Origin of the sequence: Acidovorax sp. 107 (genome assembly GCF_003058055.1) — a bacterium.
GTDB lineage: Bacteria > Pseudomonadota > Gammaproteobacteria > Burkholderiales > Burkholderiaceae_C > Acidovorax.
Genome location: NZ_QBTZ01000001.1, coordinates 883,141 through 905,943 on the forward strand (window position 1 = coordinate 883,141; position 22,803 = coordinate 905,943).

The 22,803-nt window shown below is 64.0% G+C and carries 25 protein-coding genes; 9 read left to right on the forward strand and 16 right to left on the reverse strand.

Going from position 1 to position 22,803, the window contains the following annotated elements:
* Nucleotides 1-20 precede the first annotated feature (20 nt).
* From C8C99_RS04140 to C8C99_RS04155, 4 genes are all read left to right on the forward strand, one after another.
* Nucleotides 21-1,571, forward strand: coding sequence for an acyl-CoA synthetase (locus tag C8C99_RS04140; protein ID WP_108625039.1), 1,551 nt, complete (start codon nt 21-23; stop codon nt 1,569-1,571).
* A 77-nt stretch (nt 1,572-1,648) separates the two neighbouring features.
* Entirely contained in the window at nt 1,649-2,788 is a 1,140-nt protein-coding gene (locus C8C99_RS04145; RefSeq protein ID WP_108625040.1) for a MaoC family dehydratase N-terminal domain-containing protein, read from the forward strand.
* Nucleotides 2,789-2,796: 8 nt separating this feature from the next.
* Entirely contained in the window at nt 2,797-3,999 is a 1,203-nt protein-coding gene (locus C8C99_RS04150) for a CaiB/BaiF CoA-transferase family protein (protein WP_108627036.1), read from the forward strand.
* A 32-nt stretch (nt 4,000-4,031) separates the two neighbouring features.
* The gene (locus C8C99_RS04155; protein ID WP_056640330.1) at nt 4,032-5,006 is read left to right on the forward strand and encodes a tripartite tricarboxylate transporter substrate binding protein; all 975 of its coding nucleotides are present in this window, start codon (nt 4,032-4,034) and stop codon (nt 5,004-5,006) included.
* 12 nt (nt 5,007-5,018) lie between these two features.
* Here C8C99_RS04155 and C8C99_RS04160 read toward each other — a convergent pair whose 3' ends face one another.
* The 4 genes from C8C99_RS04160 to C8C99_RS04175 form a co-directional block, all read right to left on the reverse strand.
* Nucleotides 5,019-5,420, reverse strand: coding sequence for a hypothetical protein (locus tag C8C99_RS04160; protein ID WP_108625041.1), 402 nt, complete (start codon nt 5,418-5,420; stop codon nt 5,019-5,021).
* A gap of 3 nt (nt 5,421-5,423) precedes the next feature.
* Entirely contained in the window at nt 5,424-6,359 is a 936-nt protein-coding gene (locus C8C99_RS04165) for an IclR family transcriptional regulator (RefSeq protein ID WP_369867040.1), read from the reverse strand.
* A gap of 84 nt (nt 6,360-6,443) precedes the next feature.
* The gene (locus C8C99_RS04170) at nt 6,444-6,857 is read right to left on the reverse strand and encodes a PaaI family thioesterase (RefSeq protein WP_108625042.1); all 414 of its coding nucleotides are present in this window, start codon (nt 6,855-6,857) and stop codon (nt 6,444-6,446) included.
* A gap of 294 nt (nt 6,858-7,151) precedes the next feature.
* Nucleotides 7,152-8,042, reverse strand: a complete 891-nt coding sequence (locus C8C99_RS04175) for a LysR family transcriptional regulator (protein ID WP_108625043.1) — start codon at nt 8,040-8,042, stop codon at nt 7,152-7,154.
* A 132-nt stretch (nt 8,043-8,174) separates the two neighbouring features.
* Here C8C99_RS04175 and gstA point away from each other — a divergent pair, with 132 nt between their 5' ends.
* Nucleotides 8,175-8,783: a glutathione transferase GstA gene (gstA, locus tag C8C99_RS04180; protein ID WP_108625044.1), complete on the forward strand. Its 609-nt coding sequence runs from the start codon at nt 8,175-8,177 to the stop codon at nt 8,781-8,783.
* A complete protein-coding gene (locus C8C99_RS04185; protein WP_056640317.1) occupies nt 8,783-9,493 on the forward strand; it encodes a glutathione S-transferase family protein in 711 nt (236 codons plus the stop codon). Before gstA ends, C8C99_RS04185 begins: the two co-directional genes overlap by 1 nt.
* 19 nt (nt 9,494-9,512) lie before the next feature.
* Here the strand turns inward: C8C99_RS04185 and C8C99_RS04190 are convergent, their stop codons facing one another.
* Together C8C99_RS04190 and C8C99_RS04195 are read right to left on the reverse strand one after the other, a co-directional pair.
* Entirely contained in the window at nt 9,513-10,049 is a 537-nt protein-coding gene (locus C8C99_RS04190) for a pseudouridine synthase (RefSeq protein ID WP_056640312.1), read from the reverse strand.
* Between the two features lie 88 nt (nt 10,050-10,137).
* The gene (locus C8C99_RS04195; RefSeq protein ID WP_082576790.1) at nt 10,138-11,064 is read right to left on the reverse strand and encodes a M23 family metallopeptidase; all 927 of its coding nucleotides are present in this window, start codon (nt 11,062-11,064) and stop codon (nt 10,138-10,140) included.
* A gap of 194 nt (nt 11,065-11,258) precedes the next feature.
* Between C8C99_RS04195 and C8C99_RS04200 the strand changes: the two genes are divergently transcribed.
* Nucleotides 11,259-12,521 (forward strand): phosphatidylserine/phosphatidylglycerophosphate/cardiolipin synthase family protein, encoded by a 1,263-nt coding sequence (locus C8C99_RS04200; protein WP_056640310.1) that lies wholly within the window; start codon nt 11,259-11,261, stop codon nt 12,519-12,521.
* A gap of 29 nt (nt 12,522-12,550) precedes the next feature.
* Here C8C99_RS04200 and C8C99_RS04205 read toward each other — a convergent pair whose 3' ends face one another.
* Complete coding sequence (locus C8C99_RS04205; RefSeq protein ID WP_015014994.1) at nt 12,551-12,799, reverse strand: hypothetical protein; 249 nt, start codon at nt 12,797-12,799, stop codon at nt 12,551-12,553.
* 261 nt (nt 12,800-13,060) lie between these two features.
* Here C8C99_RS04205 and C8C99_RS04210 point away from each other — a divergent pair, with 261 nt between their 5' ends.
* Nucleotides 13,061-13,846: a transporter substrate-binding domain-containing protein gene (locus tag C8C99_RS04210; RefSeq protein WP_199226318.1), complete on the forward strand. Its 786-nt coding sequence runs from the start codon at nt 13,061-13,063 to the stop codon at nt 13,844-13,846.
* A 42-nt stretch (nt 13,847-13,888) separates the two neighbouring features.
* Here C8C99_RS04210 and C8C99_RS04215 read toward each other — a convergent pair whose 3' ends face one another.
* From C8C99_RS04215 to C8C99_RS04235, 5 genes are all read right to left on the reverse strand, one after another.
* Nucleotides 13,889-14,344, reverse strand: coding sequence for an SRPBCC family protein (locus tag C8C99_RS04215; RefSeq protein ID WP_108625045.1), 456 nt, complete (start codon nt 14,342-14,344; stop codon nt 13,889-13,891).
* 144 nt (nt 14,345-14,488) lie between these two features.
* Entirely contained in the window at nt 14,489-14,806 is a 318-nt protein-coding gene (locus tag C8C99_RS04220) for a DUF2322 family protein (RefSeq protein WP_108625046.1), read from the reverse strand.
* Nucleotides 14,807-14,957: 151 nt separating this feature from the next.
* Nucleotides 14,958-15,287, reverse strand: a complete 330-nt coding sequence (locus C8C99_RS04225; protein WP_015014990.1) for a hypothetical protein — start codon at nt 15,285-15,287, stop codon at nt 14,958-14,960.
* Between the two features lie 57 nt (nt 15,288-15,344).
* Nucleotides 15,345-16,346, reverse strand: coding sequence for an FHA domain-containing protein (locus C8C99_RS04230; protein ID WP_108625047.1), 1,002 nt, complete (start codon nt 16,344-16,346; stop codon nt 15,345-15,347).
* On the reverse strand, nt 16,343-17,770 hold the full coding sequence (locus C8C99_RS04235) for a serine protease (RefSeq protein ID WP_108625048.1): 1,428 nt from the start codon (nt 17,768-17,770) through the stop codon (nt 16,343-16,345). Before C8C99_RS04235 ends, C8C99_RS04230 begins: the two co-directional genes overlap by 4 nt.
* A 235-nt stretch (nt 17,771-18,005) precedes the next feature.
* On the opposite strand from C8C99_RS04235, the gene C8C99_RS04240 reads away from it, so the two are divergent.
* Nucleotides 18,006-18,956 carry a M14 family metallocarboxypeptidase gene (locus tag C8C99_RS04240; protein ID WP_108625049.1) on the forward strand — a complete coding sequence of 317 codons (951 nt, stop codon included), beginning with the start codon at nt 18,006-18,008 and terminating at the stop codon, nt 18,954-18,956.
* A 55-nt stretch (nt 18,957-19,011) separates the two neighbouring features.
* On the opposite strand, the gene C8C99_RS04245 is transcribed toward C8C99_RS04240, so the two are convergent.
* From C8C99_RS04245 to C8C99_RS04260, 4 genes are all read right to left on the reverse strand, one after another.
* Entirely contained in the window at nt 19,012-19,311 is a 300-nt protein-coding gene (locus C8C99_RS04245) for a hypothetical protein (RefSeq protein WP_108625050.1), read from the reverse strand.
* Between the two features lie 114 nt (nt 19,312-19,425).
* A complete protein-coding gene (locus C8C99_RS04250; protein WP_108625051.1) occupies nt 19,426-19,965 on the reverse strand; it encodes a DUF924 family protein in 540 nt (179 codons plus the stop codon).
* A gap of 84 nt (nt 19,966-20,049) precedes the next feature.
* Nucleotides 20,050-20,925, reverse strand: coding sequence for a DNA adenine methylase (locus C8C99_RS04255; protein WP_108625052.1), 876 nt, complete (start codon nt 20,923-20,925; stop codon nt 20,050-20,052).
* Entirely contained in the window at nt 20,915-22,642 is a 1,728-nt protein-coding gene (locus tag C8C99_RS04260) for an AAA family ATPase (protein WP_158274158.1), read from the reverse strand. The genes C8C99_RS04255 and C8C99_RS04260 overlap by 11 nt, the downstream gene beginning before the upstream one ends.
* Nucleotides 22,643-22,803 lie beyond the last annotated feature (161 nt).

The window sequence follows — 22,803 nt, forward strand, 5'->3', positions numbered from 1 at the left end:
CACACAGAGCCCATGCAGCCATGAAACGACTGACCGAATACACCAGCTACGCCGATGCCCAGACCCACTTCGCGCCTGAGCGTTTGTGGGATCTGTTTGATGGAAACCGGAGCGCTTTCAACATTGCCCATGAGTGCGTGGACCGCCATGCCGGCGCAGGCCGCGATGCCGTGATCGTCTGCCGTGCAGACGGCGTGGACGAGACCATCACCTTTGACGAACTCTCGCGGGATTCCGCCCGGTTTGCGCACTTTCTGGAGCGCAAGGGCGTGCGGCGCGGCGACCGCGTGGCGATCATGCTGGAGCCCTCGCGGGCCTTCTATACCGCCATGTTCGGTGTGATCAAGCGGGGTGCGATTGCCGTGCCGCTGTTCACCCTGTTTGGCCCCGATGGTGTGCGCCTGCGGGTGGGCGACTGCAAGCCCAGCCTGCTGGTCACCAACGAAGAAAAACGCGAAGTGGTGGCAGGTCTCGCCACCACGCCGTTCGAGGTGTTTGACGAAGCCCTGTGGCGCCAACTGGAGGCGCTGCCGTCCACCTACACGGTCAGTTCGCAGCCCGATGACCTGGCGGTTTTTCAATACACCTCCGGCACCACCCGCGAGTTGCCCGAGGCCGTCAAGCACACCCACAAGGCCCTGGTCACGCTGATGGTGGCCGCGCTGTACGGCACGGGCTTGCGCCCTGGCGACCGCTTCATGTGCCCTTCGTCGCCCGCCTGGGGGCATGGCCTGTGGCACGGCACGCTGGCACCGCTGGCGCTGGGCCTGACCATCGGCAGCTACAGCGGCCGGTTCAATGCCGAGCGGCTGCTGCAAGCGCTGTCAGTCCACCAGTTCACCAACATGTCGGCCGCAGCCACGCACTACCGCATGATGAAGAACTGCGGCAAGGCGAGCGACTACCGCTACCACTTCACCAAGCTGTCGTTCACTGGCGAGCCCATCGACGACGACACGGCCGACTTTGTGCACGAGCGCTTTGGCCTGCCGGTGTGCAGTATGTATGGCACCACCGAGATCGGCGTGGTGCTGGTGAGCTACCCGGGGGCGAGCGACTTCCCGGTCAAGCGCGGCTCGCTGGGCAAGGCCGTGCCGGGCACGCGGGTCGAGGTGCATGACGCCCACGGCAACATCTGCCCGCCCGGCACGACGGGGCAGCTCATGGTGCTCCGCCGAGGCCAGTGGATACCCACCAAGGACCTGGGTCGCACCGACGAAGACGGCTACTTCTTCCATGGTGGCCGCGCTGACGACGTGATCATTTCCGCCGGCTGGACCATGAGTGCGGTGGAGATCGAGAACGTGATCCTCATGCACGAAGACGTGCTCGAAGCCGCCGTGATCGGTGTGCCCGATGCACTGCGCGGCCAGGTCGTCAAGGCCTTCATCGTGTCAGGCCGCGAGCGCAGCGAGGGCTTTGTCGAAGAGGTACAGAGCCTCGTCAAGACCAAGCTCAGCCAGCACGAATACCCGCGCCACATCGCGTTCGTGGCAGAGCTGCCCAAAACCCCCGCCGGCAAGGTGCACCGCAAGGTGCTGCGCGAGCGCGAGGCAGTGGCCTGCGCCTGACCCATTTCGTTCTCCCTCCCTGCTTTTTGCATCCCTCTTTCTCGGTTCCCCTCATCCACTACCAAGGAGACTTCACCATGTCCAGCAGCCAGCAGCGCAGCTTTCCCAAAATCACCGACAGCGGCCTTGAAGAATTGCGCGAGCGCATCGGCATCAAGATCGGCCAGACGGCCGAGCCCTGGTGCCACGAGGCCACGCGCGACAACATCCGCCACTACGCGCACGGCATTGGCGACGACAACCCGCTGTGGTGCGACCCGGACTATGCGGCCAAGAGTCACTATGGCGGCATCGTGGCCCTGCCGAGCTTTCTGTTTGCCACCAGCCGCATCGTGTCGGGCTATGTGGGCGGGCTTCCGGGCGTGCACGCCATGTGGTCGGGCGCGGACTGGACCTGGCACAAGCCCATCCGCCGCAACGACGTGATCTCCACCGAAGCCTCGCTCAAGGACCTGATCGAGCACCAGACCCGTTTTGCCGGCCGCGCCATCCAGCAGATCTACCATGTGGACTTCTTCAACCAGGAGGGCGACAAGGTGGCCGAGGCCGACAGCTGGTGCTTTCGCACCGAGCGCGACCATGCGCGAGAGCAGGGCAGCAAATACCTCAACGTACGCGAACGCGGTCCCCGCCAGTACACGGACGAAGAGCTGAACGAGGCCTACAAGCTCTACCGCAACGAGGAAGTGCGTGGCGCAGTGCCTCGTTACTGGGAGGACGTGAACGTGGGCGACCAGCTGCCCACCATGTTCAAGGGGCCGATGACCGTGACCGGCTTCATCGCCTATGCGCAGGGCTGGGGCGGTCTGTACATCCGCGCCAACAAGCTGGCGTGGAAGCTGATCGACGCGCACCCCGGCGTAGGCATCAAGAACCGCTTCGGCATCCCTGACGTGCCAGAGCGCGTGCACTGGGAGGAAGACTTTGCGCTGGAAGTGGGCGCACCAGGTGCTTACGACTACGGCCCGGAGCGCACCTCATGGCTCACGCACCACCTCACTAACTGGATGGGCGACACGGGCTTTCTGCACAAGGCCAGTTGCAAGATCCGCCGCCACAATCCCGAGGGCGACATGCTGTTCATCAAAGGCAAGGTCACCCGCAAGTTCGTGGAGAACGGCCAGCACCTGGTCGAGATCGAACAGGAGGCGCACAACCAGGACGGCGAGCTGTCGGTGCTCGGCGGTGGCGTGGTGGTGTTGCCCAGCCGCGGGTGAAGATCAGCATGACTAGCTTCAGCGCCACGGCGCTGGAGGGCCTGCGGGTGGTGGACCTCACCCGCGTGCTCGCAGGCCCCCTTTGCACCCAGATGCTCGCTGACAACGGCGCCCAGGTGGTCAAGATCGAACCGCCTGGTGGCGACGAGACGCGGCACCTGGGGCCGCCATACGACGAGATGGGGCACTCCGCGTACTTTGCCGCGCTCAACCGGGGCAAAAAGGCCATCAGCCTGGACCTGAGCCAGAGCGATGCACAGGAGGTGCTGCACCGCCTGCTGCAGGACGCCGATGTGCTGGTGGAGAACTTCCTGCCCGGCACCATGGAGAAATGGGGCCTGGGCTACGAAGACGTGCTGGCCCAGCGCTACCCGCGCCTCATCTACTGCGCCATCTCGGGCTTTGGTCGCGACGGGCCGCTGGGCGGGCTGCCGGGCTACGACGCGGTGTTGCAGGCGCAGTGCGGGCTGATGAGCATCAACGGCGAATCGGCCACGGGTGCCACGCGCATGGGTATCCCCATCGTGGACCACCTCACGGGTTATGTGGCACTCACGGGCATCCTCATGGCCCTGTGCAGCCGGCACCAAAGCGGCGCGGGGCAGCGGGTGGAGGCCACCCTGTACGACACGGCGCTGAGCCTGCTGCTGCCCCATGCGTCGAACTGGTTTGCGTCCAAGAAGACACCGGGCTTGCTGGGCAGCGCGCACCCCAACATCGCGCCTTATGACAAGTTCAGGGCGCGCGACGGCCATGTGTTCATCGGCATCCTGAACGATGGCCAGTTCCGCCGGTTCGGCCTGCACATCGGGTGCCCCGGTCTGCCGGACGACCCGAGGTTTCACACCAACGCCGACCGCATCGAGCACCGCCAGGCGCTCAAGGACCTCATCGAGGCCGCCATTGCCACCGCAGACTGCGAGCCGCTGTGCGAGGCGCTGATGCGTGTGGGCGTGCCTGCCGGGGTGGTGAACGATGTACCGCAGGCGCTGGCCCAGGCGCACTGCGCACACCGCCAGATGGTGATTCGGCAGGGCCCGTTCACGGCGCTGCGCGGCCCGGCGCGGCTGTACGGCACCCCGGCCCTGCCAGGGGCTCCGCCACCGGACTTCAGCCAGCATGCCGACGAGGTACTGGCCGATCTCGGATTCAATGACGCCCAGAGGCGCGACTTGTACAGCCGGGGTATTGCCCGCACTCGCCCGCTCTGATTTGCAGATCACAAAAAAGATAGGAGACAAGCATGCGAACCATCGCTGCCATCATGACTGCTGCCGGTTTGATTGCGACCGCTGCGGCGACCCATGCACAGGCCCCGCAGCCCCCTTACCCCATCAAACCCATCAGGGTCATCGTGGCCTACGCCGCCGGCCAGGGCACCGATGTGGCGACCCGGCTGCTGGGCGAGCAGCTCTCCCGAGAGCTGGGCCAGCCCTTTGTCGTGGAGAACAAGGCCGGCGCCGGCGGTATTCTGGGGACCGAGCTGGCGGCACAGGCTGCCGGGGACGGCTACACCCTGACCATGGGGACCAATGCGACCCATGTCCTGAACCAGTACCTCTATGCCAAGATGCCGTTCGACCCGGAGAAGGACTTCGAGCCCATCGCCATGGTGGGCACCTTTCCGATGGTGCTCGCTGCGGGCGCCGCCACCCCGTACCGTGCGGTCGGCGACGTGCTGGATGCCGTCAAACGCACGCCCGGGTCCAGCGACATCGCCATGCCCAGTACCTCGGCGCGCCTGGTGCTCGAATTCTTGAAAGAGCGCTCGGGGGCCCCGCTTTTTGGTATCCCGTACAAGGGCTCGGGCAGCGCCATGACCGATGTGCTCGGTGGTCAGCTCGCGGTGACGATCGACACCCCGCTGGCACTGCGCCCCCACCTGGCGGCCGGCAAGCTGCGTGCCATCGGCGTCACTTCGGCCACACCCAGCAGCCTGGTGCCGGGGGTCAAGCCCGTGGCCGAACAAGGGTATCCCGGCTTCGAGTTCGTTGCCTGGAATGCACTCTACGCCCCCAAGGGCACGCCGGCCGAAATCACCCGGGTGCTCAATGCGGCGGTCAACAAGGTGCTGGCCAAGCCCGAGGTGCGCCAGCGTTTGCTGGATCTGGGATTTGAGCCCGCAGGGGGAAGCGCTGCGTACCTGGGGGTCTTCGCCAAGAAGGAGCGGCAGCGCTGGGCGCCCATCATCAAGGCGGCCGGTATCCGCGCGGACTGAAGGCCCGGCCCTTCAAGAGCCCGTTTGGAACGTGCCGGGGAACAGATTCCCCGGCACTTCGATGGTGGCAGGTGCATAGCGCAGCCGGGCACGCATCAGCGGGGTGGTCCCGGTCTGGCCACGCTCCTCGCTCCAGGCCTCGATGGCAACACTGGCATCCTGGTCGCTGCAGGACAGCAGATGGCCCGTGAACGTGACACATTGCCCCAGCCGGGGTCGGGCCAGCAGTACCACATCGGACAGACCCACCAGGGCCACCGGCGCCGCAAAATGCTGGCCGGGCAGCACGGCGCCAGCCAGGTCCATCTGGGCCAGCAGCCAGCCCGTGGGTACCTGGCCGCTGGCGTCGATGTGGGCGGGCATGGTCATGGTTTTGAGCAGGGTCTGCGGCACGGCAGTGCGGGGCTCTTGCATGGTTCAGCTCCCTCCCTGCAGGCGTGACAGCTCGGCCGCCTCCCGCTGCATCACCTGGGCCAGTTGCTGCACCACCGCAGCGCCCATCTGGCTGCTGAGCCCCACCACCACCAGCGTATGCACCAGCCGCCCCCCCGGGGCAAACACCGGCACGGCCACCACGGTGATGCCCGCCATGAAGTTGTCTCGGTCCAGGCTCCAGCCCCGGGACCGCGTCAGCTCGACCTCCTTCTTCCAGGTGGTGTACGTGGGGGCCTTGTCCCACACCACGTGGGCAAATTTCTCTTTCAGCACGGGCCAGGGTTCACCGCTGTAGGCGGCAATCAGCCGCCCCGTGGCGCTGACCAGCGTGTCGAACTGGCTGCCCACGTCGGTGTGCACGCGAAACGGCTGGCTGGAGCGTGACAGCGCCAGCACCATCACCGTTTGCCGCGCAGTGATCTCCACGCCCATGGCCGTCACGCCAAACTGCGCGGCCAGACGGTCGAGCACCGGCTGCACGAGCTGCGTGAAGCCGCCGCCCTCCAGCACGCTGCGCGCCAGGCTGATCATGCCGGTGCCCAGCGCGTAGCGTTTGGTGCCCGCGTCGAGAGTGACCAGGTCCTCGGCCACCAGCACCCGCAGGATGTGCAGGCAGGTGCTCGGCACCAGATGCAGGGCCTCGGCCACGGTCTTCAATGTGAGCGGCTGCTTGTGTTCGCCCAGCAGCCGCAGGATGGCGATGGAACGTGTCACGGCGGGCACGGGCCGCACGCGCATGCCCTTCGCGGGCTTGGCTTCTGCAGGTTGCGGGGCGGGCTTGGAGCGGGTGACCATGTGGGTGTGCTTGGGCTTCAAACCCGCAAGCGTAAACCCATTTACGGCCGCATCGGCCGCAGTGCTGCGTTGCGGCTGGGCCCCGAACAATGCCATCAGGCTGTGGTGGGCTGGAATGTCCAAGGCGTGCTCCTTGTCTGGGTACAAAGAAATTTCGGCCGCAATGGGGCGGTCTGGGGATTGGGGGGGTGGCAGGCCGGCCTTGTCTCAGGGCTTCATGGCCTTCAGGAGGGCATGGGCCGTGAGGACCAGGCTCTCGCCTGCGCGCAACTCGCCCCGCATGAAGACCAGGCTGGCGGTGCGCTGTATCACTTCGGCCCGTGCCTCGACAAACTGGCCGGCCCGCACCGGGCTCACAAAGTGGGAGTCCAGCTGCAGCGTGACGCAAGGAGCACGATCACAGGCTTCCCACGCCACTGCGCTCAGTGCATGGTCCATCAGGGTCATCAGGGCGCCGCCATGGCCCGCCCCCGCTGGGTTGAGGTGCTGGGGCCCGACCGCAAAGCCGTACGCCCAGCCGTGCTCCTCCCGCTTGGCCCACAGCGGCCCTGCATGCTGGATGAAACCGGGCAGGCTGCGGGCCTTCCAGCCCGCGGCTGGGGGAGAGGGGGTATCAAGCAATGGGGTCTCCTCACATCTATCGTTGCGGCAGATGCAAAGAAAATTGTACAGTTAAATTTTAATTGTCTTAGTACAATATCTATCGATGATGTGTAGGCCCGCCCGGTGGGCCCCACCACGGGTGCTGGGCACAAAGCCAGGCACTGCTCCCATGGCGTGGCCTGGACGCAAGAGTCGCCGCCACGGGTCTCCTGTGGAACGGCATTCCATCGGACAAACAGGCGGGAATCCGCAGACAGTGCCGCAGCCCGGCAAGGCGCATCCACAACGCCATGCGTGGGAAGGCACGCCGCATCAGGGCAGCTGCACCGTCTCGGCCAGGTGCCCGTACACCGTCGCAATGCGCCGCAGGTGCCGCGACTCCGGGTGGGTCAGCAGCCACAGCTCGGTTTCGCCATCGGCCAGCGAGCCCGTGAGTGGGCGCAGGTCGCTGCGGCCCTGGGCCAGAAAGAGGGGCAACACCCCCACGCCCATGCCCAGGGCCACCAGTTCCATCACCGTGAGCAGGCTGTTGACGCGGTAGGTGGGCTGGGCCCTGGGGTATTGCTTCTTGCGCCAGCGCACCGAGGGGTGGTCGGGCAGGGCGTCGTCGGGCGCAATCCAGGCGGCGCGGCCGGCCTCCACGTCCGACAAGGCCAGCGTGCTGGCGGTGCCTGCGTACAAGGCCGAGCGGATCATGCCCAGCTGGCGCCCCACCAGGTGTTGCGGCGGGCGCTTGGTGGCGCGCACGGCGATGTCGGTGTCGCGCCGCGTCAGGCTCACCAGCTCGTTGCCGGCGTGCAGCTCGTACACGAGGGCAGAGTGCCGGGGCTGCAGCACCTGCAGGGCCGGGGCGATAAGGCCGTGCAGGATGGTGTCGGTGGTGGAGATGCGCACCGTGCCCGACACCTGTTCGGGCTGCGCCTGCGCGGCAGAGCGGGCGGCCTCCAGGGCGGCTTCCACGCGCTCGGCCTGCTCGGCCAGGGCCTGGGCCAGTTCCGACGGGCGATAGCCCGCGCGTGAGCGGTCGAACAGCGACTGGCCCAACCCCCGCTCAATGCGCTGGATGGCGCGGAACACCGTGGACGCGTCCACACCCAGCCGCTCCCCGGCGGCGGCCAGGGTACCGGTGCGCGCCATGGCCAGCAGCACTTCCAGCTCGGCGGCGCCCAGCTGGTATTGCGCTGATGCAACGGTTGATTTCATGGTCGCTTGCTTTGTTTGCGTTGTTGCAAGCATAGATTCTGCCTGTCGCCGGCCGTTGCTGTGTACCGATGGGTATCCGTGGGTGCCGAGGAGCGACATATTCCAACCGTTTTTACAGAAAGCCCCGTTCCCATGAAGCTCTACTACGCCCCCGGTGCCTGCTCGCTCGCCGTCCACATTGCCCTGCGCGAGGTTGGCGTTCCGTTCGATCTGGTCAAGGTGGACCTGGTGCGCCACACCACCGAGACCGGCGCCAACTACCTCGACATTGCCCCGCGCGGCTATGTGCCCCTGCTGGAGCTGGCCGACCAGTCGCGCCACACCGAAGCAGCGGCGTTGCTGCAGTACGTGGCCGACCTGGATCCGGCGCGCGCATTCATCGGACAGCCCGGCTCCAGCGAGCGGCTGGCCGTGCTGGAGTGGCTCACCTTCGTCAGCACCGAACTGCACAAGGGCTTCAGCCCCTGGCTGTGGCACAAGGAGACGGCCGACTCCACGCGCCAGGCCGTCAAGGCCAAACTGGCCGTGCGTTTTGCCGAGATGGACGCCGTGCTGTCGCGCAGCGACTTTCTGGCGGGCCGCTACAGCGTGGCCGATGCCTATGGCTTCACCATCGTCAACTGGTCGAACCTGCTGGGCATCCCTCTCACCGCCTACCCGCACCTGCAGGCCTGGATGGCACGCGTGGCGGCGCGCCCGCAGGTGCAGGCTGCGCTGCGCGCCGAGGGGTTGCTGTCGTGATGGCCCAGACCACAGCGCCCGCTGCGCTCACTCTGGTCTCGCACGCGCTGTGCCCCTATGTGCAGCGCGTGGCCATCGTGCTGCACGAAAAGGGCCTGGCGTTTGAGCGCCGCACCATCGACCTGGCCCGCAAGCCCGACTGGTTTCTGGCGATCTCGCCGCTGGGCAAGACTCCGGTCTTGCAGGTGCGCGGCCAGAGCCTGTTTGAGTCGGCCGTGATCTGCGAATACCTGGACGAGGTGGCCATGCCCGTGCTGCACCCGCAAGACCCGCTGCAGCGCGCGCGCCACCGGGCGTGGATGGAGTTTGGCTCTGCGGTGCTGAACACCATCGGCGCCTTCTACGCCGCGCCCGATGAGGCCGCGGTGCAGGCCCGCGCGCAAGACCTGCGCAGCCGCTTTGTGCAGATCGAAGAGGCGCTGGGCCAGCGCAGCGCGCCGGGGCCGTACTTTGCAGGGCTGCACTTTGGCATGGTGGATGTGGTGTTCGGCCCGGTGTTCCGGTACTTCGACGTCATCGACACCTTGCCGGGCATGGATGACCTGGCGCTTTGGCAAGGCTTGCCGCTGGTGCAGCAGTGGCGTGCGGCGCTGGCGGTGCGCCCTTCGGTGCAGCAGGCCGTGGGCACGGACTATGCCGAGGGCTTGCGCGCATTTTTGCGTGCGCGTGGCTCTGCCCTGTCGCTGCGCATGCAGGCAGTGGCCGCCTAAGCCCTGCACGCCTCACAGCTCAATCCGCCCAGGTGCCCGGTGCCAGCCCGTCCAGCGTGTACGGCCCGATGGCTGCGCGGATCAGCCGCAGCGTGGGGTGGCCCACGGCGGCCGTCATGCGGCGCACCTGGCGGTTGCGGCCTTCGCGGATGATGAGTTCGATCCAGGTGGTGGGGATGGCTTTGCGCTCGCGGATGGGTGGGGTGCGGTCCCACACTTGGGGTGCGGGCTCCAGCAGCCGTGCGCGGGCGGGCAGGGTGGGGCCGTCATTCAGCACCACGCCGCTGCGCAGCGCGGCCAGCGCAGCCTCATTGGGGATGCCCTCCACCTGCACCCAGTAGGTCTTCTCCATCTTGAAGCGCGGGTCGGCAATGCGGGCCTGTTGCTTGCCGTCGTTGGTCAGCAGCAGCAGCCCTTCGCTGTCGGCGTCCAGCCGCCCGGCCACGTACACGCCGGGCAGGTCGATGTAGTCCTTCAGGCCCTGCCACTTGCCCTCGGGCGTGAACTGGCTCAGCACGCCGTAGGGTTTGTTGAAGCGGATCAAGCGCGGTGTCATGGGGTTGGTTTCAAGCAAAAAGGGCCGGATGCGCCAGTGCAATATGCGCTGGATGCTATCAAATGCATAGTAATGAAGCCCGGCACCATCAGGCCGGCACGAACAGCGCCGGGTCCACCATGGTGCGGTTCAGCATCACGCCCCAGTGCAGGTGCGGGCCGGTCACGCGGCCGGTGGCGCCCACCTTGCAGAACGCGTCGCCGGCCTGCAGCACATCGCCCACGCGCACGTCCATGCTGCTCAGGTGGCAGTACATCGTCAGCAGGCCCTGGCCGTGGTCCAGCCACACCGTGCCGCCGTTGAAGAAGTAGTCGCCCACGTCAATCACCCGGCCCGGCAGCGGCGCCACGATGGGCGTGCCGGTGGCGGCGGCAATGTCCATGCCGCTGTGCGGATTGCGCGGCTGGCCGTTGAACACGCGGCGCAGCCCGAACGAGCTGGACCGCCGCCCCGGCACGGGCACGCGCATGCGCAGCGATGCCAGCGCCACGCCCGCGGGCTGTTCGGTGAAGGTGGTCATTACCTGGGCCTGGTGGTCGCGCTCACGCTCGTAGCGGGCCTGGTCCTCGGGCGACAGGTCCACCGTGCGGGGCGATACCTTGAGGTGCTGCTCCTTGTACTGCTTGGGGGCCACGCTGTAGTGCACCAGGCGCGGGCTGCCGCCGCCCTCGGGCAGCACGCTGATGAAGGCATCGCCGGGCGCTGCCGCCAGCGGTATGCCCACGATGGCCGTCCACTCAATGGCATCGCCCACCACGCGCAGCGGCACATCCACCTCGCCCTGGCGCAACTGCGCCACCGGCCGCGTGGCCGCCGGGCCCAGCGACAGCCGCGCCACGCCCCCCGGCACCTGCAGCGCCTGGGGCCACACAGTGGGCGCGGGTGGCAAGGGCTTGGCGTGCAGGGGCGCCACCAGGGCAGGCTGCGCCAGCAGGCCCGCCGTGCCGATCAAGGCGCTGCGGCGGGTGACGGAGAGGGCGGGGCGGAGGGGAGCAGGGCGGGCAGATTCAGGCACGGCGGAGAAGGGCGAGAACAAAAAACAAAGAGGCAGCGCGAGGGGGTGTAGCGATGGACAAAGCGCACCGCTGTCTTGGCCGACAAGGGCCATTGTGCCCCCGGTGTTGGCGGCGTCCGCCTACATCGCGCGTGCATGGTGCCACCTACCATCGCGCCATGCCACCCGCCGCCCCTCGTCGCCGCCGCTCCACCATGCTCACTGTTTTGCTCACGGCCCTGGCCACGGGGGCCCTTGTCCTGTTGGCACTCAACTTCACGGCGGGCGAGAAAAAGGTGCAGCAGCAGCTGCCGCGCCTGTACACCACCGCCCACCCGCAGTTCGAGCGTGCCCTGGGCAGCCTGCTCGGCCCAGGCATTGTGGGCGGCAATGCGGTGACGGAGCTGATCAACGGCGACCAGATCTTTCCGCCCATGCTGGCCGCCATCAAGGCCGCCCAAAAGAGCGTCACCTTCGAAACCTACATCTACTGGTCGGGCGACATCGGCAAGCAGTTTGCCGACGCCCTGAGCGAGCGCGCCCGCGCCGGTGTGCCCGTGCATGTGCTGCTCGACTGGGTGGGCAGCGCCAAGATGGAAGAGAGCTACCTGGCCGAGATGAAGGAGGCCGGGGTGCAGATTGAAAAATTCCACAAACCGCATTGGTACAACCTGGCCCGCCTGAACAACCGCACCCACCGCAAGCTGCTGGTGGTGGACGGGCAGGTGGGCTTTACCGGCGGCGTGGGCATTGCGCCCGCGTGGACGGGCAACGCGCAAGACCCCGACCACTGGCGCGACTCGCACTACCTGGTGCGCGGCCCCGCCGTGGCGCAGATGCAGGCCACGTTTCTGGACAACTGGCTCAAGGTCACCGGCAAGGTGCTGCATGGCGAGGCGTACTTTCCGGCCATTGCTCCAGCGGGTGGGCAAAAGGCGCAGATGTTCTCCAGCTCGCCATCGAGCGGCAGCGAGAGCATGCAGCTCATGTACCACCTGGCCATCACGGCAGCCGAGCGCAGCATCGACCTGTCGGTGGCCTACTTTGTGCCCGACGACCTGACCCGCAAGCTGCTGATGGATGCGCTGGCGCGCGGCGTGCGCGTGCGCCTGGTCACCCCCGGCGAGCACACCGATACCGAAACGGTGAAGGCCGCATCCCGCGCCACCTGGGGCGAGCTGCTGCAGGCCGGGGCCGAGATTTACGAGTACGGGCCCACCATGTACCACTGCAAGGTCATGATCGTGGACCTGCTGCTGGTGTCGGTGGGCTCCACCAATTTTGACAACCGCTCGTTCCGCCTGAACGACGAGGCCAACCTGAACGTGTATGACGCCGCCTTTGCGCAGCGCCAGACGCTGGTGTTTGAAGACGACATAAAGCGGTCACGCCGCGTGACCTACGAGGCGTGGCTGGAGCGGCCGTGGAGCGAAAAGCTGCACGAAAAGATGACCGGGCTGCTGCGCTCGCAGTTGTAAGCCGACTGCAGCGCCCGGTGTTTCACGGGTCAGTGCGTCACAAACTCGTACGCCACTTCTTCGCTCTCCACCATCTCCAGCACCTCGTTGAGCTCGTCCTCGTTCTCGCTGCTGCTCCACATGTCTTCGGGGTCGTTGGCAAACAGGGGCTCGATGGCCAGGTCCAGAAATTTGTTGTCGGCCATCTGGATGACGGGCGTGCCTTCCGAGGTTTCGACCAGTTGCCAGTCGTCGGGCACGGTCATTTCGAGCTGGATGGTGACGTTGAGTTTTTTCATGGGGTTCCTTGTTGGGTAGGGGCGGTGGGTGGTTGGCGCCAGCCGTTGGCAGCGCCGTCAGGGCATGCAGGGTAACCCAGCAGGGTGGCAGTGCCTGCGCGGTGCCATCATGGGGCACGCACAGTGACACGCACATGGCACGTTGAATGCTTGGTGCTGGCGTATTCTTTGGTGGCCCCGCCGCGGCCGGTGCGTGCAGCATTGGCCGGGCGGGCTTGATTTATCCCTTCTGCATCCCTTTGCGTTCTGGAGCCCTTTCCCATGATCCCCAAGAAAACACTCGCCGTTGCTGCGGCCGCCCTGTTTGCCGCCATGTCTCTCGTCTCCCAGGCCGCGCATGCCGGCCCCCGGCTCGACAAGATCATGGAGACCAAGGTCATCCGCGTGGGCACGCCTGGCGACTACCGCCCGTTTGCCATCAAGACCGACGCGGGCTACAGCGGCCACGACATCGACGTGATTGAAACCATGGCCAAGGAGCTGGGCGTGAAGATCGAGTACGTGCAGACCTCGTGGCCCAACCTGGTGAAGGACCTGCAGGGCGACAAGTTCGACGTGGCCGTGGGGGGCATCACCCGCAACGTCAACCGCATGCGCATTTTTGACATGCTGCCCGGCTACGCGCCGTTCGGCAAAGTGGCCCTGGTGCGTGCGGCCGACAAGGCCAAGTACACCAGTGTGGACGCGATGAACCAGCCCTCCGTGCGCGTCATCAAGAACCCCGGCGGCACCAATGAGACCTATGTGCTCGCCAACCTCAAGGCCGCACAGGTCAGCACGCACGACAAGAACGCCGAGATCCCCGCGCTGATTGCCGAGGGCAAGGGCGACGTGATGATCACCGAGACGTATGAAGCCCTGCACTACGCCAAGGCCGACCCGCGCCTGGCTGCTGCGTTTGTGGACGCACCGCTCACGCCCAAGAACTACCTGGGCTTCATGCTGCCCACCGACGACGCCGACTATGTGCGCGTGATGGGCTTTGTGTGGGGCCTGGTGGACAGCCGGGGCACCATCAAGCAGGCGGCAGACAAGTGGTTGAAGTGATGGCTTTGAACTGACGTGGGCCTGGCGCAAGGGGGCAGTGCGTTACTCGCCCGGAATCTCCGGCTCCACCAGCAGCGCCAGCAGCTGCAGCGACTCCTGCCAGCCCAGGGTGCACATCTCGGTCGGGATCACCGCCGGGATGCCCGCCTGCACGATGGACACCTCGGTGCCCGTCATCACCTTTTTGAGCTGGATGGTGGTGCGCATTTCGCCCGGCAGGTTGGGGTCGTCAAACCGGTCGGTGTGCACGATGCGCTCGCCCGGCACCAGCTCCACATACTCGCCGCCAAATGCGTGCGTGCCGCCGCTGCTCAGGTTGGTGAATTGCATGCGGTAGCTGCCACCCACGCGCGCATCCAGACTCAGCACCCGGCCCGTGAAGCCATGGGGTGGCAGCCATTTGCATAGGGCGTCGGCATCCAGAAACGCGCGGTAGATGCGCTCTGCCGGTGCGCGCAGCACGCGGTGCAGGGTGACGGTGCCGGTCGTGGTGGTCATGCGGGGTCTCCTTGAAGGTGGACATCAGGGTGGATGAAAGCGTGAACCGCCGAACGATATCGCTCATTCAACGTGTTCATACCCCTACGACGAACGGGCCTGCGCGTTTTCGACAACCTGCCGCTGCCACGGCAACTTTTTGTCTCAGGCTGCGACGGTGCGCACTGCAAAGCTCTCGCTGCCCTGCGCCCAGGCCAGCAGCCGATCGATGTTGGGGTGCTTGCCCGGAAAGGCGCGCGCATCTGCCACATGCTCGGCATACCACTCCAGCCCCAGGCTGGCAGCGGCAGGCGTGATCTGCCCGCCATACAGCGCCGCCAGCGCGGCATACACCACCAGCGACCCGGTCTGGCCGGGCTTGTTCTCGATGGTGGCCAGCGTTTGGCCGTCCGCGCCCAGCAGTTGCAGGGCGGCGAGGTGGCTGGCGGAGGGGAGTTGCTTCAGGCGGTCTGCGAAGTTCATGGCAATCAAATTCAAGTGAAATGGGCCGCAAGCGCTAGAAGATCATGCGCGAGCAGCTATAAAAAAGTGAGTGGCTGATACAGCGGGGCGGAATCTTAAAGGATGCGCGTGGGGCCCTGACTTTGAACAGGCGCTACCGTTGAGCAGGCGCTCACGCCTGCCACACCCCAAATCCCGCCGAGCGCAGGTCGATGCCGATCTCGATCTCCCGGTCCACCGCCTCCTCGTAGGTCATGGGGTTGAAGCCCTCGTACAAGTCCGGCAGCAGCCGCAGGCCGTACTGCGTCACAAACCGGTTGGCCTGGATGCCCGCCTTGTGCTTGTCAAACCGCACATCCGGGTCCAGCCCCGTCATGCCCACGTACACGCAGGGCTTGCCGTCGATGTAGCCGGGGTTGCATTTGCGAAAGCGCGGCTCCAGCAGCACGTCTTTGGAGAGTTCGACCACATAGACGTGGTGGTGGGGCTTGCGGCGGCGCATGGGGGCTGGTGGGGGGCGGTGTGGGGTTGGGCTGCTTTACGCAGTCCGTCTGACGGGCTACTCGTCGTCCTCTTCCGCCAGCCCGTCGTCCCGCAGGCGCCGGTCCAGCTTGCCGCGCAGCGCGTCGGCGTCTTGCAGAAACTGGTCCACCGGCACCGCAGGGGCCACGCGCAGGGCGGGCGGGAACAGGCTGCTCATGTACAGCTCGCTGCCCAGCCGCATGCGGTTGAGCCACTGCGCACCCAACCACGACGGCACGCCCAGCAGCACCACGGCCGCCAAGGCCCAGGCCAGGCCCACGCGGCGGCGGGGCAGCACGGTGACCAGGTGGGCGTACAGCGCGCCCGCCAGCACCAGCACCATCAGCACCGGGGCAAACCGCGACAGCGACTCCAGCGAGAACGTGAACGCCGTCAGGTAGCTCAGCAACTGCACGGCGTCGGCCACCAGCACGGCGGCGCATGCGATGCGCACGTGGCGCCAGAACCGCAGCTGGCTGCCAAACAGCTTGTTGGCCACGGACCACAGACCCGCCCATGCCCCCACCACCGCCAGCGTGGTCAGCAGCAACAGGGGCAGCGACTTCAGGTATTGCGCGGCGTCGCGTGCCTCCAGCCACGACTCTCCCAGCCCGGCCAGCAGCACCAGCACCGCCAGCGCTGCCGTGGTGCCCACCGTGCGCCACGGAAACTGCGGCAGCGCCTGCTCCTCGGCAATGGGCGCATCGGCCAGGCGCAGGTTGATGTGGGTGTGGCCCAAGTCGATGGGCGTGCCATCGGGCCAGTCAAAGCGCTCGCCCTGGGCATGTTGCTTGCGCTGCAGGCGTGCGCCGTTGCGGGTCTCCAGCACCTCCACCTGCACGGTGCGGGGCTCGTCCATCGCGCGGTCAATGCGCAGATGCCGGGGCGCCACAAAGGGGTCGTCCAGCACCAGGTCGCAGTCCAGCGCGCGGCCCACGGTCACGGGCCAGCGGGTGATGGGCGCGCGCGCCAGCAGCGCGCCGTGACGGTCAAACGCCTCGATCAGCCCCAGGGTGGTGGTGGTCGGCATGGCGCTCATGGTGCTGCCTCCCAGCGAAAGGCCTTGAGGTAGTGGCTGGCCAGCTTCATGCCGTTGTCAAACGCAATGCCCTGCACATCCAGGCGGCCCAGCACGCCCTGCGTGGGCTGGTTGACCGAGGTGGCCAGCACCGTCATGTTGTACAGGCCGGTCAGCTTGCGGTAGGCCGACAGGCACACCACCGCGCGCAGCGGCACGTTGCCGGGGTCCACAAACCGCTCGGTGCACTCGGCCGCCGTCTGGTGGCGGTTGCCGCGTGTGGGCAGGCGCTCGTTGGCAAAACTTTGCGAATACATGCGGGCAAACCGGGCGGCGCCCAGAGTGGGCGCGTTGTAGGCCTCGTAAGACAGGCGCACCGCGCCGGTGCTGAAGTCGCCCGCCACCACGTCGCTGTCGGCCTGGCATTGCGTGCGCTCCAGGTTCAGGCCCGGGAAGGCCGGGTCGCGCCCCGATCCCCAGCACCGCGCTAGCGCATCGTCGGGCACGGGCAGCCGGTAGTTGCCGTGGCGCTGCTCGCGAAACGGCGCTTTCAAAAAGCGGTCCGTCAGCAGTTGCTGGTGCTCCATCAGCTGCCGCGTCATCTCGGCATGTGCGGCCTGGGTGATGGGCTGGGCGTTGGCCGCACGCTGCACCAGCGCCTGCGCAAACTCGGCCGGTATCAAGAAGCTGACCTGCTCGCCATCCAGCCGCTTGGCCACGTTGACGCCCAGCACCCGGCCCGCGTCGTCCACGGCGGGGCCGCCGCTCATGCCAGGGTTGAGTGCGCCGCCAAAAAAGATGCGCGGGTAAAAGCTGCGCTTGACCAGGCCGTTGTAGGTACCCTCGGTCACCGCAAAGCCAATGTCCAGCGGGTTGCCCAGCGAGTAAATGCGCTCGCCCTGCGCCAGTGGGTCGGTGGTGGGGCGAAAGCTCAGCACCGGCGCTGCTGCCGTGCGCCCCTTGGCGCGCAGCACGGCCAGGTCGCGCTGCACGTCAAACGCCAGCAGCTCCACCTCGCCCTCCTGCCCCTCCATCGTCACGTACACGCCCCGGTAGCGCTCGGGCTCCAGTGCCAACTGGCTGGCCACGTGAAAGTTGGTGACGATCAGCCCATCGGCCGACACAAAAAAGCCCGAGCCAATCGACGCCTGCGTGTTGGCGTTGCGCAGCAGCGTGCGGATCTGTACCAGCTTGTCGCGCGACAGCTCGTAAATGCGCCGCGCGTCGCGCGACAGCAGGGCCGCATCGGCGGCGGTGGGTGCGGCGGCTGTGGCGCCGCTCGGTGTTGGGGCTGTGCCATCCACAGCGGCACTGCCCGCCGGGCGCGTGGCCGGGGCGTTGGCAGCAGCGGGTGGGGGGGCGGGCTGTGCGTGCGCTAGCGCACACATCAGCAAAAGCAGCGACGAGGTCGCCAGCCGCAAGGGCCGAATCGAAGGGAAGGGCATCGCGGTATTCTATGAACGCCCTGCGACAAGCCTTAGAGCGGCTAACAAAACTCTTCTGGCGTCGTTGCTGTGTCTTGTCGTACTACTCGTACTGCCTGCGACACACCGCCTAGCCAGAACCGCTTCGCTGAGTTTTGTTAGCCGCTCTTATTGGCGTTGTCCGTTCCGTCGGCCCCGTTTGCCGCCGGGCCTGCCATTCACCTGCCATTCACCTGCCACTCCATCCCACGCACCCATGCAACCCACCCCCACCTATCCCATCGGCACGCCCGGCCAGCCCTGGGGCGCGGCAGAACGCGACCAGTGGCGAGCACGCCAGGTGCGCCAGCGCAGCTACGCCGACGACGTGCTCACGGCCATCGAGGCGCTGCGGGGCCGGTTGGAGGTGGAGATGTACGGCGATGTGATTTATGCCGATGCGCAGCACCCGGCAGAGCGCTTTCCCCTGCGGGCCCTGCGCAGCCCCCAGTGGCAACCCGGTCTGCCCAGCGTGCTGGTCACCGGCGGGGTGCACGGCTACGAGACCAGTGGCGTGCACGGTGCACTGCGGTTTGTGGACACGCAGGCCGAGCGTTTTGCCGGCCGTGCCAACCTGCTGGTGGTGCCCTGCGTCAGCCCCTGGGCGTACGAGCGGGTTCAGCGCTGGAACTTCGACGCCATCGACCCCAACCGCTCGTTCCGCGACGGCTCGCCCGCGCAGGAGTCCGCCGCCCTCATGCGCCTGGTGGCCCAACACCAGGCCCAATACGGCCCGGTTGCTGCCCACATCGACCTGCACGAAACCACCAACACCGACGAATCCGAATACCGCCCCGCCGTGGCCGCGCGCGACGGCAAGGTGTTCGAGCCCGGCAGCATCCCCGACGGCTTCTACCTGGTGGACGACACCGATAACCCCCAGCCCGCCTTCCAGCAAGCCATCATCGAAGCCGTCAGCCGCGTGACGCACATTGCGCCTGCGGACGACAAGAACGAAATCATCGGCACGCCCGTGGTGGCGCCGGGCGTTATCCACTACCCGATGAAGCAGTGGGGCCTGTGTGCGGGCATCAGCGGCGCGCGCTACACCACCACGACCGAGGTCTACCCCGACAGCCCCCGTGCCACGCCCGAGCATTGCATTGCGGCGCAGGTGGCGGCGGTGTGTGCGGCGGTGGAGTTTGTGTTGACCGACGCGCAGCGCTGAGGGTTGCGGCCCCGCGCGGCAAGGCTTCGTACTTTGGGTGCTCTCTTGGCGCTCGTTATGGAGCGCTTCCCAAGGCTCCCAGCAACCTGGCGCTGACCTCGGCCTCATCGAGCGTGGCGAACGCCATGTTGTGCTGTTCCGTCAGCGGCCCATGGCCCGGCTCCATGCGGCCAGCGGCGTCATAGCCCATGGCCTTGAACTTCCAGACCCCGCCGACCAGCTTGAGGGAACCCACATGCGCGCCATCGGCCGTGTGCACGGACACCACGGCGGCGTTAACGGGCACCAGCTGCAACGGGCCAGCCACCCGGCCAGGCGGCACATGGGCGAAGGTGGGGGAGAACGGAGGCGTCATGGATGGGCTTTGTTGCTGCTGGAGCTTTTTGAATGAAATGGGCCTATAGCGCTAGAAGGATATGCGCTGGCAGCTATCAATAAAGGAGCGTTCTGGGCTGAGATAGCACCCGAGTCAGAACGACGACCCCGGCTCGCTCAAAAACGCCAGTTCTTCGGCCGTGGAGGTACGGCCCAGCACCGCGTTGCGATGCGGGTAGCGCCCAAAGCGGTCAATGATGGCCTTGTGCCTGCGCTCAAAGTCCAGGTTGTTTTCCATGCCCGGCTGCGCAAACAGCTCTAGGGCTTGTTCATGAATCACGGCAGATTCGCTGTTCATGTAGGGCATGTAGGCAAACACCCGCTGCGCCGTGGGCAGGCTGCGGTCTTGCCCGCTGGCCACCAGCTCTTGCGCCAGCGCAAGAGCCAAGGCGTCTTGCGCAAAGGCGCGGGCGGTGTCGCGGTACACATTGCGCGAGAACTGGTCCAGCACCAGGATTTCTGCCAACCGGCCCTCTGGGGTGGCGCGCCAGGGGAATAGCTCACAGCGGGCTCCGGTCTCCAGCGTGGGGCCGAAGCGGGTGCGGATGGATTCGTCGAGGGCAGCGTCTTTGGTGAAGTGCTGCTGAGGGGTTAGCTCGGTGAACCAGAAGTGGAGGATTTGAGAGGACTGCATCTTGAATTCAAAAAGTAACGTTCTAAGTGCAATCGAGAGGCGAAAACTCCTTGGGGGAACATTTTTCCCCAGAAAAAATAGTTATCAGGCTATTTTCTTCGTCTGAGGGATTACGTCATCACAAACGATCAAGTGTTCACTGAAAAACATAACTTCATTGCCTACATAGCGCCGTTGGGCCGTGTAGTTGAGTCCGTATGTCTTCGTGTTCACCAGCTGGTACATAGTGCGTATTTCATCTACGTTGTCATAAGACACCACCCAATGTCGCTTGAAACCTTTAGCCTTGATAGTTTTCGCGATAGCAACGTGATCGTCGTGCTCGTAATAGTTGCGGTACAGCCCCTTGCCTTTGACGTAGTAAGGAGGATCAAGATAGATCAATGACTCTCTAGGAAGAAACTCTTTGCATCGCTTCAGAAGAGTCAATGAATCTTCGCTATACACGGTGATGTCTTTCGAACGTTTAGCGATCGCTTCAATCCTAGCGGCGATGACTTCCTTTTTGAAACGGGCGTCCAGTTTGTAGGCGCCTTCTTGTCTCTTCCCGCCAATGACGCCCGCTTTCAATATGCCAGAGCGGTTGGTTCTGTTCATAAACAAGGTGGCAAATCCCTTCTCGACCAAGCTGGCTTGGCCGTCTTCACGGAGTACAGAGCGCCACTTAAACCATTCTTCGATGGTAATAGGTGTCGATGCAAGCAGCTCAAGCAACTCCTCAGAATGCTGCGTTACAGCGACCCAAAACGCAAATACTGCGGGATCTGCGTCGTTGATGTGAATGTGACTCGCATGACCCTGAAACAAGAGGTCGAGAGCAACCCCTGCCCCGCCTGCGTAAGGTTCCAGGTAATGCCCACCCGCAACTCCATTGACCTCCATCAACTTGGCAATGAAAGGTGCAAAAGGCGCTTTACCACCAGGGTAACGAAGTGGGCTGTATAGCCTATTAGAGAACATTGGGCACCTTCTTCAGTTTGACTTCCAGTGTTGCTAGTTTGGCATCGTCCACGGCGTAGCCGTTCTTCATGACATCGAATAATGCAGCTTTGAAGCTTTCTAAGAAAGCGTTAGTTGCCTTTGGATTATTTTCTACCCAATGACGCCACGCACTGAACGGCTTAACACTCGTGGAAATCAGCAATTGGAAATCTTCAGAATTGTAAAAATTCTTGAAAATGTCCCGTTTTGTCTTGTTGCCGCTGTAAGCAGCGAGGCGCTCCTCTAGATCGACAACGTTTCCACTGATGCCCAACTCTCTAATTGCCTCGCGCCCAGCTGAATTGGTAAAGACATCACGAGAAAACTGCAAGTCGTTTTCCCAAAAAGCGTCATCAGGTGGCAGGTTGTATAGATGTTCGAAGATTAGTTGATCTGGCGGTAAATCACCCGGGAGCAATACGACAGTTTTAAACCCTTTTCCCTTTAAGAGGGACCTAGCGTCAGCATCCAAACAAACAACACTGTTTACAGAAAATTCCGGAACCTTCTTGTCAAGAAGATACACGTAATTTGGGCAGCCCATTTTGATGCCCGACATTTGATTTAGAAATTTCTTTATTGGCTGTCGGTAGATTAATGCCGAGAAGAAATCTTCGGCCTCTTTGTCCTCAAAATAGACATTGACGCTGGGTAGCGTGGCGGTCCGTCCAGCGCTGACAGTTCTCGTTTGGATGTCGGCACTGATCTTTGCCCAAGACCAGTCCTGCATGACCTGAACTGATCCATATGTATTGCTCAAATAGATTGTCTTAAATTTCTTGCTATATTCATGCTGGCTCTGCTCATATGCGTACTCAATCATTACAGGTGAGTGAGATGTCATAACAACTTGCAAATTGAGCTTCCTGCATTCACGTTCAAGAATCTTCAGCAGGTTGACTTGCGCAGTTGGAAATAGGCCAGCATCAGCTTCATCAATCAGCAGCAAACCGCCTTTGTAGTCTGCATATTCAGTTTTGAGTTTTTTAAACGACAGGAGCGCCATGATGATCTGACCCGCATTGTCTTCACCAGCGGAAACTGACTCGTGGTTGTAGTTGTCACCATGGGCCACGGCGGAATTGATTGTTCCGTGCGTGCCGGTGGCCTTGGTGGAGCTCCGGTTGAGTAATTCGTTGGTCAGAGAAATGAATTCCTGCTCATGGGCTTTTAGATAATCGAAGTCTATTGCTTTGTAGTCACGGTCTGCAATCGGATAAAGCCGCTTCAAGCTCAAGAAAATCACAGGATGTGTGAAATTTCTACTGGTGTTCCCGGTGGCGATACTATTTTTTCTGATGACCGGGCGTGGCAGTATTATTTTTGTTTCATTTTCGGTAACGCCGCGGGTCATCAATTCCAAGTTGGCTGTTGCGGCTTGGTTGGTGTACCCATCATGCATATGAATGATGGCGGACAGCGATCCCGGTATATCAAATTTCTCAGAAATTCTGATATGTTCTTTGTACTGAGACTTGAAGCCTTGACCGCTGATTTGTTTGAAATCACGAAGACTTACGCCGGTGACATAGTCTTTTTCAAAACTAAAAATTTGTGCTGCAATCCCAAGGATTGAGGACTTGGATGTTCCATTTTTTCCGCAAATAACAGTGATGTAGTTACCGAACTCAACTTCGACGTCATTTAGCGCGCGAAATTTCTCGATTGTTATTTTTTTGAGTTGTGTCCCTGCCATGTTGCCTCCCCTTAGTCTTATTGAAATTTCCATTCAATCATGCACGAAGGACGTGTTTGATTGCCTACTAAGTCCGCTTCGGGTCGAACTCCGTCAACATTCCAAATCAAAAAGGCCAGCAAACTTTTTGCTTTGCTGGCCTTTTTATTACTTCACGGGAA